Raw genomic sequence first — 12,177 nt, 5'->3', positions numbered from 1 at the left:
GGTCAATGCCCGTTGAGTTTGTCCGCAATATTCTTATCAAAAACGAATACGGAAATCGCTATGTTCTCTTTGATTTTTATGTCTGAAAACAAATGAAGCAGTTTAGCTCCAACCAGTTCTTCCATTCCATCAGGAGGACTCTCCGAATACACATCCTGAACCATCTTGGTTCGTGCAGAATGGACCATGTCCCTTCCTTCCTCCGATCTTGATATGAACATTTCCGTAGGAGTCAAATTTCCATATAACGTAGAAACGGCCATATTTTCCACGAAAACCGTGTGTATGCGTTCTGGTCCTTTACCGAATAGTTCCTTGCGCAGCTTACGAATCATATCATTGAATTCATGGATAACTTTTGACACCGTTGCGTCACTCCAATTCAAGAAAATTAAGTTCTCAATTTTCTTATCATAAATCAACGCGAAGAAAAACGAAAGGAATTTGGGAATGATACCCTCTTTCCAGGATTGTTTCTTTTAATAATTAAAGGTATAATAACAATGATGAAAGTTGGGAGCATAATAGTGTACTGTTTTGTCCTATCTTTTTTAAAATTATCCATTATGGTATGGATTGGTATATTGGCAAGCTTTGCTATTAAACTATTCCACCATGACCTACATTTCCGTTCAGAGACGGAGGTGTAATCATGGTGGTTTTTTTGCGTCTTTTTGGCTATAAAAGGGGGAAATATAATGAGCGATTCAAACATCACCATCAAAATCAACGGGAAGGAATATACCACTAATGAGGGAGCGACAATACTGGAGGTCATCAACCAAAATGAGATGGCTCATCCACAGATCTGTTATGTTCCTGAAGTGGACCCGATCCAAACATGCGACACATGCATCGTCGAAGTTAATGGGAAACTCGTCCGGTCATGTTCGACAAAAGCAGTGAGCGGCATGGATATAGCCTTGGACTCAAGCAAGGCAAAAGAAGCCCAAACCGAGGCCATGGACCGTATCCTGGAAAACCATTCTTTATACTGTACTGTATGTGATAATAATAACGGAAATTGCAAACTGCATAACACGGCAGAATTAATGGAAATTGAACACCAAAAATATCCTTACACACCGAAAGTGAAATTGGGTGCCGTCGATATGTCCCATCCATTTTACCGCTATGATGCCAATCAATGCATCGCATGCGGGCAATGTGTTGAAGTCTGCCAAAACCTTCAGGTCAACGAGACGCTGTCCATCGATTGGGAAGCAGAACGCCCTCGGGTAATCTGGGATGAAGGAACGGAAATCAATAACTCATCTTGTGTAGGCTGCGGACAGTGTGTAACCATTTGTCCATGTAATGCATTAATGGAAAAATCGATGCTGGGCGAGGCTGGTTTCATGTCAGGTTTGAAAAACGATATGCTTGAACCAATGATAGACCTTGTCAAAGAAGTGGAGCCTGGATACAGCGGGATTTTTGCCATTTCGGAGATTGAAGCGGCAATGCGTGATACACGAACGAAGAAGACAAAAACGGTCTGTACGTTCTGTGGGGTAGGATGCACATTCGAAGTCTGGACAAAAGACCGTAAAATCCTTAAAGTCCAACCTACTCATGAAGCACCCGTCAATGCGATATCCACATGTGTCAAAGGGAAATTCGGTTGGGACTTCGTAAACTCGGAAAAACGTTTGACAAAGCCCCTGATTCGGAAAAATGGAAGATTCGTTGAATCAAGCTGGGATGAAGCACTTGATTTGGTTGCATCCAGACTCGGTTCGATCAAACAGCAATACGGCGGAAATTCAGTAGGCTTCATTTCCTCTTCCAAGATCACGAATGAAGAAAACTATGTAATTCAAAAACTGGCACGGCAAATGTTCGAAACGAATAACGTGGACAATTGCTCTCGTTACTGTCAATCTCCGGCAACAGACGGACTGTTCCGTACAGTCGGCATGGGCGGAGATGCCGGTACGATCAAAGATATCGCCGCAGCAGGTCTTGTCATCATCGTTGGTGCCAACCCGGCAGAAGGCCATCCCGTACTCGCGACACGCGTTAAACGGGCTCACAAGCTTCACGGACAAAAACTGATCGTAGCTGACATCCGCAAAAACGAAATGGCAGAGCGTTCCGATATCCATATCAGTCCAAAACAAGGAACGGATCAAGTATGGTTGATGGCGGTTACAAAATATATGATCGATCAAGGCTGGCATGATCAAGAATTCATCAATGAAAATGTTAACTTCTTCGACGATTATAAAGAAGTACTTGAAAAATATACCCTGGAATATGCAGAAGCACACACAGGTATTTCAAAAGAAACATTGATCCAAATAGCTGAAACCATTCGCGATGCAGACGGAACATGCATTCTTTGGGGAATGGGCGTTACACAAAACACCGGTGCTTCCGATACTTCGGCTGCAATATCCAACCTGCTATTAGCTACAGGCAACTACCGTCGCCCAGGAGCGGGAGCTTATCCTCTTCGCGGCCATAACAATGTTCAGGGCGCTTGCGATATGGGCACCCTTCCAACATGGCTTCCGGGATATCAGCATGTTACCGATGACGTGGCACGTGCCAAATTCGAAAAAGCTTATGGAGTGAAGATCGATGGCAAACCAGGCTTGAACAATATTGAAATGCTTAAAGCGATAGAAAAAGGCGACATGAAGGCCATGTATCTAGTAGGTGAAGATATGGCACTTGTTGATGCGGATGCAAACCATGTAGATAAAGTGTTATCCGGCTTGGATTTCTTTGTTGTCCAGGATATTTTCCTTTCAAGGACTGCCCAATATGCCGACGTGGTATTGCCCGGAGCTCCATCTCTTGAAAAAGACGGAACGTTCACCAATACGGAGCGCCGTGTACAGCGCTTATATAAAGCCCTTCCCACTATGGGAGATTCTAAGGCGGACTGGGAAATCACTCAGGAGATCGCAAACCGCTTAGGTGCGAATTGGAACTACACTCACCCTAGTGAAATCTATGATGAAATGGCAAGCCTGTCACCGATATTCAGCCAAGCGAATTACGAGGTGCTGGAAGGATGGAACAGCTTCCTATGGGGAAGCCATGATGGATCAAGCACGCCGCTTCTTTATGTGGATGGCTTCAACTTCCCTGATAAGAAAGCGCGCTTTGCACTGGCTGACTGGGTGGAGCCGCATAAATTCCCGAAAGAATATGACCTTCATATCAATAATGGACGCATGCTGGAGCATTTCCATGAAGGCAATATGACGAACAAATCCAATGGAATCCAATCGAAAGTACCTGATATTTTCGTTGAGGTTTCACCAGAACTTGCCAAAGAACGTAAAGTCAGTGATGGAGGACTCGTTCGCTTAGTGTCTCCATTCGGGGCCGTTAAGTTAAAAGCCCTGATCACAGACCGCGTTAAAAATAATGAGCTATTTTTACCAATGAACTCCGTTGATAAAGACTCTGCCATTAACTTTCTGACCGGTCCTATCTATGATCAACGCACAAGCACGCCTGCTTACAAACAGACGATGGTCCGCATGGAAGTATTAAGCGCAAGCGGGGATATCCCATTACCGGGTACCAATCCACGGAACAAAAAACGCCATCCTCAAAATGGTGTCGAGGTTGAACGTAAGTGGGCACGTCCAGGGTATGTTCACTTAACGGATAAATAAACAAGGAGGGTGAAGATCATGGCAGCTCCTATTACGGAAATCCATAATCCCATTACTGAGGAAGAAATAAAGCTTCAAAAACTGGAAGAACTGAAAACGCTGATCACCGATAATGAAGATGCCTTGAACAATATGTTTAAAATCGTCAATGAACTGAATGACTCAGGAGTATTCGAAGCCGCGACCTCCATGCTTCAAGGAAAAGAACAAATTGCCAAAATCGCTCTTCAACAAATCACAAGACAACCTGTCACAAACCTGATCAATACCCTTATGGGGGCAACAGGAGCCTTGATGAATGCCGATGCCGCACAATCCACGAAACTGCTTAACAGTGCACTTGCAGGAATCGATGAAGGAAACAAGTTCCTTCAGGCCGATAAAAAGATCGGCGTTTTGGATTTAATGAAAACATTGAATGATCCAGACATAAACCGGGCGATCGGCTTTGGCGTCCACTTCCTTAAGGGGATGGGCAAGGAATTAAAAGAATAGACTCGGACCAAAGACTCAAGAGAAGCTTCTTTTGAGTCTTTGTTCTATCATTGGGCTTAGTTGCTGAAAACTGCTGAAAGTGTAGCGTATTGGATAAGATTAGCATTGGAGTGGATGATTTAATTAATCAAGAAGAAAAAATTAAGGAATTAGAATACGAATTGTTTTTATTGAAGCATGCATTTTTTAAATTTCATGATAGTATGGCCCCGAATTTAAAGTCTAGGTATTATGAGTTATTATCACATGGCTTTACAGAGCAAGAGGTTAGTGAGTTAGATAGATTTTTCAGGTGGGTTTACGGCACAAAAAATTATCCCACAAAAGAAGAAATGAGAAAAAAAATGGCGGATATAAAAAATATGGAAATGGAAGAATTACATATTGCCTCAGTAAAAAAAATCTTATTAGCTTATCAAGCTGATGGAGTTTTTCCAGTAATAGATATTATTTTGGAGGATTTCCAAAATGTTGATGTAAATACAGAGAAATGATTTTTTATATTAAGGAATAGTGAAGAAACTATTCCTTTTTTTAAGGTAGTCTGGGTAATAATTAAGGCAAGATCACCCAGAAATCACTCATCAAAATACAGGCTGTACACCCTCCCCTTATTCGCACCACTGCTTGTCAGATTCAATGATTGCAAGATCCTCGTTGCACTGGATGAAGAGGAAATGTTTAAAAAGTTCCTCAACTGCCGATTCGTTATGGTCGAGCCTAATAGATAAAAATAATCTCGTAAAGCCGAGATATGTGCTTTTTTACTGGAGAGTTGACATTGATTGCAAAGCCATGTGCCATGCCTTCTAAATAATTTATTGCCCTTACAATTCTCACAAATCACTCCTTTAATTAGGTCCTTTTCGGTAAGATTGTATCGTTCCAGAATGGAAAAGTCCGCATCGATGTGGTGTTTATTCATTACGCGAATTGCTTTCTTCAAATCTTTCTCACTAAAACTGGATTCTGTTATGGAATGCTCCATTTGATTAATTTTAGCGGGAAGTGCATCGCGATGGATAACTTTATAGTGGGGTTCATGGTTTTCAAGAGCTGTACGGATGATTGTTTGGGGATTACTGATGACAATCAATGAAAGGATGGGCAGTGAGGGAAAACCGTTTTTCAAGAACCAATTGGTCAATTGTGATTCCTGACGGCTGACTTGTATGATGGGATCTGGAAAGGCCGTTTCTTTTCCTTCTATCGTTCGAATGAGCTGATTGAAATGCGGATCAAAATAGATCGACCCTGCAATGTTCTTCACTTCAATGATAAGCGCATATTTCTTGGAGATTAATAAGGTATCCAGTTGAAAAAATCGGGATTGATCCTGAAGCCTTAAATCGTGGAAGATGAAATAGCTTTTCGGTTCAAGAAAGCTTAATGGAAAATCAATGGAACATTCCCCTTTATAGCCCGCTTCCCTTTTTTTGAGATCGTTCATGATTAAGGGAACTTTAGGGTGATTCGGAGGAAGCCTGCACGCTAATGCACGTAATTTGCGGACGGCAAGAGGAACTTTTCGCTTTTTTACAATCAATTTCATCGCTCCAATCCTATTTTCTTCAAAAGGATTCTACAGCAAATGATGGAAATTGTACAGTTTATCTGCGAAATCGGGAATATATCATCGAAATTGGAGATATATCATCGAAAAATCCTGATATATCTGCGAATTATACGATTTATCGATTTTTCGACAAAAACGACGAAAAAAAACCAAATAAAAAACCACCAATATATGTATTGGTGGAGACGGTGGGAGTCGAACCCACGTCCAGACATAACGGCACTTAAGCTTCTACGAGTGTAGTCGATATATTCGCATTTCGCGAACTCATTAGCCTATCGACAGGCGGCAGAGCAGCTAGTCTGTTTGGTCTCTTCCTTCATCCTCAGACGGTGGATTCCGGCGTATCCCACTTAGAGTGAGTCCCTTACCCTACCACGTGGGCCATGGAGGGAGGAACAGCTATCGACTGTTATTAAGCAGCGAAAGCTAGGTTGTTGTTTTGTTTGCCAGTTATAGGCGTTGACGTTTTAACGAGGCCGATCCCCTCGACTCGCAACTTAAGCTCGAACTATCCCTGTCGAATCCGTAACGTCCCCATGATATAAATGGAGCGTACGAGAGAAGAATAGTCAGCAAGTTGGCTGATATTCAATTGTCATCGGTACAGGATTAATTATAACAGATTGGCTCAAAAAATCAATTGTAAGGTCTTGGCAGTTCTACATCTTCTGTCGATCACGGAATGCACGTTCAATATCACGCTTCGCTTCCTTCTTCTTCAGGTCTTCACGCTTGTCATATTGCTTCTTCCCTTTACCCAGACCGATTAAAACCTTGGCAAAGCCATTTTTCAAATACATTTTCAACGGTACGATCGTGTAGCCTGTTTCCTTTGTTACACCGATCAGTTTACTGATTTCCTTCTTATGCAAAAGAAGCTTCCGTGTCCGCAACGGGTCATGGTTAAACTGGTTTCCCTGCTCATAAGGGCTTACATGCATATTATAAAGATAGATTTCTCCATTTTCTATTTTAGCGAAGGCATCCTTTAAATTCACTCGGGCCGCACGGATGGCCTTGATTTCGGTTCCCTTCAAAACGATTCCGGCTTCAAACGTTTGTTCAATAAAAAAATCATGATAAGCCTTTTTATTTTGTGCTAGTTGTTTACCTGAACCTTTTGGCATCTAACTCTCCCCTTTTTACATCCAATCGCGGCAAGAGGATGAAATGATCATCCCCCGCCTCAATCTTTATCTCTTTTTTGGTTTTCTCTTGCGCTTGGCAGCTGGCGCATTTTCAAAGAATTTTTTCTTCTTTTTCGATTTTCTCCCATTAGAAGGCGAATCTCCATTACGGCCGCCGCCTTTTCCTTCATTACGTCCTCCATTGCCGCCTCGGCCGCGTTTGCGTTCACCTGAATTGGCTTTGAATATTTTCTTCTCGCCAGATGGACGCGGACGGCTTACCTTCATGCCGATAATTTCAAAATCGATGGCGCGTTCCTCTTTATTGACGTTGGAAACACGTACGTCGATCTCATCGCCAATCCGGAACACATTACCGGTACGTTCCCCGATCATTGCTAGCTGACGCTCATCGAAGCGATAATAATCATCCGTCATGAAGCTGACATGGACAAGTCCTTCAATGGTGTTCGGCAGCTCGACGAACATCCCGAAATTCGTGACAGAACCAATGATTCCGGTATATTCTTCGCCGATTTTATCCAGCATATATTCCGCTTTCTTCAGATCATCCGTTTCCCGTTCAGCATCGACTGAGCGACGTTCACGTTTCGATGTATGATCGGCAATCTCAGGTAAATTGGCATTCCATTTCTCCTTCGTAGCTTCATCCAGTTTACCTTCCACCAAGTAGGTCCTGATCAACCTGTGCACGATCAAATCCGGGTAACGGCGAATCGGCGATGTGAAATGTGTATAAAACTCAGCAGATAAACCAAAGTGACCTAAGCTCTCCGGATCATATTTCGCCTGTTGCATGGAACGGAGCATGACGGTGGATATGACCGTTTCTTCCGGTTTACCGGCTACCGCCTCAATGATTTCCTGTAACGCCTTAGGGTGAACGTCATTGGCCGATCCCCGGACAATATATCCGAAGTTCGTTATGAATTCAAAGAACCGCTGCAGTTTTTCCGGCTTGGGATCTTCATGAATACGGTAAATGAACGGTACGTCAAGACGGTGGAAATGCTCTGCAACGGTTTCATTAGCCGCAAGCATGAACTCTTCAATCAGCTTTTCGGCAACCGACCTTTCACGTAAAACCACATCAGTCGGATGGCCTTCTTCATCAACGATGACTTTAGCTTCATTGAAATCAAAGTCAATCGCACCGCGGTTCATCCGGTTCTTGCGCAGGATGGCAGCTAACTTCTCCATGTCCTGGAACATCGGCACCAACGCTTCATAGCGTTCGAGCTGTTCTTCATCTTTATCGACAAGGATTTTGTTCACATTTCCATATGTCATACGTTCCGTCGTCTTAATGACACTTTCAAAAATCTCATGGTTGACTACTTTGCCATCTGGTGTAATTTCCATTTCACAAGAGAGTGTAAAGCGATCGACTTGTGGGTTCAAGGAACAAATGCCATTCGATAAACGATGCGGGATCATCGGGATGACCCTGTCCACCAAATAAACGCTCGTCCCTCTTTCCAAGGCTTCCTTATCGATTGGTGATCCTTCCTTCACATAATGGCTGACATCAGCAATATGAACACCCAGCTTATAATTGCCATTTTCAAGTTTGGAAACAGTGACGGCATCATCCAGGTCCTTTGCATCGGCTCCATCAATCGTGACCAAAACATCATTGCGCAAATCCCTGCGGCTTCCAATTTCACTTTCTTCAATGGTATCTGAAACGGCATTGGCTTGTTCCATGACGTCATCCGGGAACTCCATTGGCAAACCATATTTATGGATCACGGAAAGAATATCTACACCAGGATCATTTTTATGTCCAAGAATCTCAATGACTTCACCTTCGGCACTTATGCGTCCTTCAGGATAAGAAGTAAGCTTGACGACAACCTTATGGCCCTCTACCGCTCCATGTGAAGCATGCTGCGGAATGAAAATATCGTTTGCGATCTTTTTATCATCAGGGATGACGAAACCAAAACTTTTACTTTCGGAGTATGTACCGACCACTTGTGTAATACCGCGTTCAAGAATTCTGATGACCGTGCCTTCTTGCCTTGAGCCCGATGTTTCCGAAGATACTCGTACCATGACGACATCTCCATGCATCGCTGTGCCCGTTTCATTCGGCGGAATGAAAATATCATCCATTCCAGGGTTATCTTCAGGTGTGACAAAGGCGAATCCCTTAGCGTGTCCTGTTAATTTACCACGGAACAAATTCATCTTTTGCGGCAGCCCGTAACGATTGCTCCTCGTTCTGACCACCAATCCCTTTTCTTCCATCTTTACTAGAGCCTTAACGAAATTCTTGAAATCTGCCGAGTCTTCGATTTTCAAAGCCTCTTCCAGTTCTTGTACCGTTAAGGGCTTATACGCTTCATCCGTCATGTATGTCAGAAGCTTATTAATATGTTCTTGAATGTTATCTTCCATGAAAACCCTCCTATTCAGGGTATATTTTTGTTATTCGGCCCAATCCAGACTTTCTAAAAATTCCAATACATCTTCATGCAGCTGGTCCTTTTCTTTATCAAGAGTTATGACATGACCGGATTCTTCATACCACTTGATTTTTTTGACCGGTGATTCAATGGCATCAATAATAATATCGGCACTTTTTGGATTGATAACATCATCATGCCTGCCCTGCACCACAAATGTCGGCGCGTATATAAGGTCGACGTGCTCTCGTACATCCGTCATCAATTCCTGAAGGGCTTTCAATGTATTCATCGGTTTATCGGCAAGGAGGTCCATTTCAAGCTCTATTTGCTCTTGAGTTTTTCCTTCATACTTCTTAAATTCTCTGGCGTACTCCAATACTCCTTTAAACATCATTTCTTCACTTTTGATATACATAGGCGCACACATTGATACGATACCCTTTATAGGTACAGTGTAACCTAATTTAAGAGAAAATACGCCTCCTAATGATAGTCCGGCAACAGCAATTTCTTCATGGCCTTTGCTTTTCAGGAAATCGTAGGCCATCATTACATCTTTCCACCAATCTTCCGGACCCGTTTTCACCAGCTCCTCTGGGGGTACGCCATGCCCTTTATAGTGCGGGGCATGGCAGGTGTATCCCTGTTTCTCCAAGTATCGCCCTAGCATCCGTACATCCGCTGAATTCCCCGTAAATCCATGTAAAAGTAAGACAGCTCTTTTTCCGCCTTCAAAAGTAAAGGGCTGCTGCAGCTTTATTTTCATGATCTTAAGCTCCTTTATCAGTAAATAGAATTTTAAAAGCATCCCTATCCTATAATTAAGTACTAAAATCACTATATCTATTCATGTAACTATTATGCAAAGAAAAAAGTCTAGCTATTTAGCTAGACTCATTTTTGATCCATTACACATCAAAGTATGCAACTAGTAAAGTTAAAGCAAAGAATAAAATCGCCAATACTATTGTCGCACGATGTAAAACCAGGTCCAAACCGCGTGCCTTTTGCTTTCCGAATAACTGCTCAGCACCGCCGGCAATCGCACCTGATAAACCTGCACTCTTACCTGATTGAAGCAATACCGTCACAATGAGGGCGATACTGACAATCACTAAAAGCGTTATGAGAAATGCATGCATGCAATTACACCTCCTGAAGAACCAATAAACAATTACTTTAACTTTACCACACCCAATAAGTATCCACAATCTTTGTTATACTATGATGGTAAGAATTCCTAAAAATCCATAGTCATTTATTTTCTTTTTGAATCAAAGTTTGAGATAATTTGCATAAATAGAGAAAGAGGTGTCAACATGTTTAAGTCCATACTCCGGATTCTTGATCTCCTGACCATCCTATTCTCGGCGGTTGCCGGCTATTCTTTATGGACAGGCGGAAGCAATTTTATCAGTGTACTATTAATCATCCTATCACCGCTTTTATTGCTGCTGGCAAAGTATCACGGAAATCGATACTTATTATTTGCTGCATATATCACGACAACCGTTTATTTTACTGCTATTATTTATAATGGACTTTCCAATAGCGGTACTGACTTTTTCCAATCAAGCTTCAATGTCCTCCTGATCGGGGCAGCAGCCGCCTTGCTGAGCGTCATAGCGGCGGTCATTGGGTTTGGGACCAATACCCTTACGATTCTTTGGTTATCGCTTCACGCCCTTGTCACATTCGAGACAATCAGGATGTCATCGGGTTTCCTTTCGAGCTTTTGGTCTGATCCCGTTGTGGAAACCGCAGTCCGTAACGATTATCCATTTTTATTGATGGTCGTCTGGATTGGCTTATTTCTTGATAAATATCAAAGTGAATTAACAAGGGATTACTTATCCCGATAATTTTTTTCAAAACTACTTTATTGGAAACTTATATTAAAAGCAAGGGGCCTTTCATATGTTAAAACCTATATTTGCAGCAACTGCTCTATCATCTTTCATTCTAATGGCTGGCTGTTCATCCGACCTGACAAGCGAGCATGAAAAAGAGCAAAAAGAAGAACAACCGAGCTCCCAGGATACGGAGACGGAGACAGAAACCGACAAGAATAATGATTCAAAAGAATCGGCCCAACGCCAGGTGGAAGTTGATGAAACGGCTAAACCCGGACAGGCTGGCCTTCAGACATTAGCCCATCCGGAAGGCATTCCTGTACTTGTCAATAAACAATACAGCCTGCCTGAAGATTACAAACCTGCTGACCTCATCTACCCAAAAGTGGATTTCATCTTTCAAGATAAAATTGAAAAAAGAATGATGCGAGAGGAAGCGGGAAAGGCACTTGAAGTAATGTTCCAGGCTGCCGAAAAAGAAAACATGCACTTTGCCGGCGTTTCCGCTTATCGCTCTCACCAAAGACAGATCGAGGTCTTTAATAACTATGTGGCTAAGGACGGGGAAGAAAAGGCGAAAACCTACAGTGCAATGCCTGGGACAAGCGAGCATGAAACGGGCCTGGCGATTGATGTCACGACCCACGATGGGGCATGCGCTGCCCAAGACTGCTTCGGTGATACGAATGAAGCTGCCTGGCTTGCTGAACATGCACATGAATACGGATTTATCATTCGCTACCCTGAAGGCAAGGAAAACATCACAGGTTATAAATACGAACCATGGCACATCCGTTATGTTGGTGTCGCTACCGCAACTGAAATCTTTGAAGCGAAGATTACATTAGAAGAATACTATAATGCCGTACCAGTGGAAGCTGTATCGAGTAAATAAAAAAAGGTGCCCGGATGCGGCACCTTTTTTATATTAATCAAACGTTTGATTAAATCCTTTTATCAGCCCTGAACCAAGCCGGAATCAGTGACTGGACGGCTAACTTTATAAGCAAAAAAACCTCCCATACAATGTGTATTCTCACATTGTATGGG

The 12,177-nt window shown here is 42.7% G+C and carries 11 protein-coding genes and 1 other RNA gene; 5 read left to right on the top strand and 7 right to left on the bottom strand.

Annotation, left to right across the window (positions count from 1 at the left end):
- Positions 1 to 2 precede the first annotated feature (2 nt).
- Positions 3 to 365, bottom strand: coding sequence for a DUF2294 domain-containing protein (locus tag ACQKMF_RS13140; RefSeq protein ID WP_095390832.1), 363 nt, complete (start codon positions 363 to 365; stop codon positions 3 to 5).
- A 333-nt stretch (positions 366 to 698) separates the two neighbouring features.
- On the opposite strand from ACQKMF_RS13140, the gene fdhF reads away from it, so the two are divergent.
- From fdhF to ACQKMF_RS13125, 3 genes are all read left to right on the top strand, one after another.
- On the top strand, positions 699 to 3,638 hold the full coding sequence (gene fdhF, locus ACQKMF_RS13135; RefSeq protein ID WP_427573587.1) for a formate dehydrogenase subunit alpha: 2,940 nt from the start codon (positions 699 to 701) through the stop codon (positions 3,636 to 3,638).
- An 18-nt stretch (positions 3,639 to 3,656) separates the two neighbouring features.
- Complete coding sequence (locus ACQKMF_RS13130; protein ID WP_063595796.1) at positions 3,657 to 4,133, top strand: DUF1641 domain-containing protein; 477 nt, start codon at positions 3,657 to 3,659, stop codon at positions 4,131 to 4,133.
- Between the two features lie 89 nt (positions 4,134 to 4,222).
- Complete coding sequence (locus tag ACQKMF_RS13125) at positions 4,223 to 4,627, top strand: hypothetical protein (RefSeq protein ID WP_427573585.1); 405 nt, start codon at positions 4,223 to 4,225, stop codon at positions 4,625 to 4,627.
- Between the two features lie 83 nt (positions 4,628 to 4,710).
- Here ACQKMF_RS13125 and ACQKMF_RS13120 read toward each other — a convergent pair whose 3' ends face one another.
- From ACQKMF_RS13120 to secG, 6 genes are all read right to left on the bottom strand, one after another.
- On the bottom strand, positions 4,711 to 5,685 hold the full coding sequence (locus ACQKMF_RS13120) for a nuclease-related domain-containing protein (protein WP_427573583.1): 975 nt from the start codon (positions 5,683 to 5,685) through the stop codon (positions 4,711 to 4,713).
- 201 nt (positions 5,686 to 5,886) lie between these two features.
- Positions 5,887 to 6,248, bottom strand: a transfer-messenger RNA (tmRNA) gene (ssrA, locus tag ACQKMF_RS13115).
- Between the two features lie 123 nt (positions 6,249 to 6,371).
- Positions 6,372 to 6,839: an SsrA-binding protein SmpB gene (gene smpB, locus ACQKMF_RS13110; protein ID WP_101223703.1), complete on the bottom strand. Its 468-nt coding sequence runs from the start codon at positions 6,837 to 6,839 to the stop codon at positions 6,372 to 6,374.
- A gap of 66 nt (positions 6,840 to 6,905) precedes the next feature.
- Complete coding sequence (gene rnr, locus ACQKMF_RS13105) at positions 6,906 to 9,263, bottom strand: ribonuclease R (protein WP_101223704.1); 2,358 nt, start codon at positions 9,261 to 9,263, stop codon at positions 6,906 to 6,908.
- A gap of 30 nt (positions 9,264 to 9,293) precedes the next feature.
- Positions 9,294 to 10,040, bottom strand: coding sequence for an alpha/beta hydrolase (locus ACQKMF_RS13100; RefSeq protein ID WP_427573580.1), 747 nt, complete (start codon positions 10,038 to 10,040; stop codon positions 9,294 to 9,296).
- Positions 10,041 to 10,182: 142 nt separating this feature from the next.
- Entirely contained in the window at positions 10,183 to 10,416 is a 234-nt protein-coding gene (gene secG, locus ACQKMF_RS13095) for a preprotein translocase subunit SecG (RefSeq protein ID WP_034309999.1), read from the bottom strand.
- A 177-nt stretch (positions 10,417 to 10,593) separates the two neighbouring features.
- Between secG and ACQKMF_RS13090 the strand changes: the two genes are divergently transcribed.
- Entirely contained in the window at positions 10,594 to 11,136 is a 543-nt protein-coding gene (locus ACQKMF_RS13090; protein WP_101223706.1) for a hypothetical protein, read from the top strand.
- A 55-nt stretch (positions 11,137 to 11,191) separates the two neighbouring features.
- Complete coding sequence (locus ACQKMF_RS13085) at positions 11,192 to 12,022, top strand: M15 family metallopeptidase (protein ID WP_402943571.1); 831 nt, start codon at positions 11,192 to 11,194, stop codon at positions 12,020 to 12,022.
- The last annotated feature ends 155 nt before the right edge of the window (positions 12,023 to 12,177 follow it).

This window comes from Peribacillus sp. NPDC101480, assembly GCF_050277335.1.
Taxonomy (GTDB): domain Bacteria; phylum Bacillota; class Bacilli; order Bacillales; family DSM-1321; genus Peribacillus.
Note: the sequence above shows the minus strand (reverse complement) of the source record. Positions and strands in the feature narration are given on the sequence as shown.

Bases quoted from the DNA above. Each gene is read 5' to 3' on its own strand.
- smpB (WP_101223703.1), bottom strand. From the start codon at position 6,839: ATGCCAAAAGGTTCAGGTAAACAACTAGCACAAAATAAAAAGGCTTAT.
- ACQKMF_RS13090 (WP_101223706.1), top strand. From the start codon at position 10,594: ATGTTTAAGTCCATACTCCGGATTCTTGATCTCCTGACCATCCTATTC.
- fdhF (WP_427573587.1), top strand. From the start codon at position 699: ATGAGCGATTCAAACATCACCATCAAAATCAACGGGAAGGAATATACC.
- secG (WP_034309999.1), bottom strand. From the start codon at position 10,416: ATGCATGCATTTCTCATAACGCTTTTAGTGATTGTCAGTATCGCCCTC.
- rnr (WP_101223704.1), bottom strand. From the start codon at position 9,263: ATGGAAGATAACATTCAAGAACATATTAATAAGCTTCTGACATACATG.
- ACQKMF_RS13120 (WP_427573583.1), bottom strand. From the start codon at position 5,685: ATGAAATTGATTGTAAAAAAGCGAAAAGTTCCTCTTGCCGTCCGCAAA.
- ACQKMF_RS13130 (WP_063595796.1), top strand. From the start codon at position 3,657: ATGGCAGCTCCTATTACGGAAATCCATAATCCCATTACTGAGGAAGAA.
- ACQKMF_RS13085 (WP_402943571.1), top strand. From the start codon at position 11,192: ATGTTAAAACCTATATTTGCAGCAACTGCTCTATCATCTTTCATTCTA.
- ACQKMF_RS13100 (WP_427573580.1), bottom strand. From the start codon at position 10,040: ATGAAAATAAAGCTGCAGCAGCCCTTTACTTTTGAAGGCGGAAAAAGA.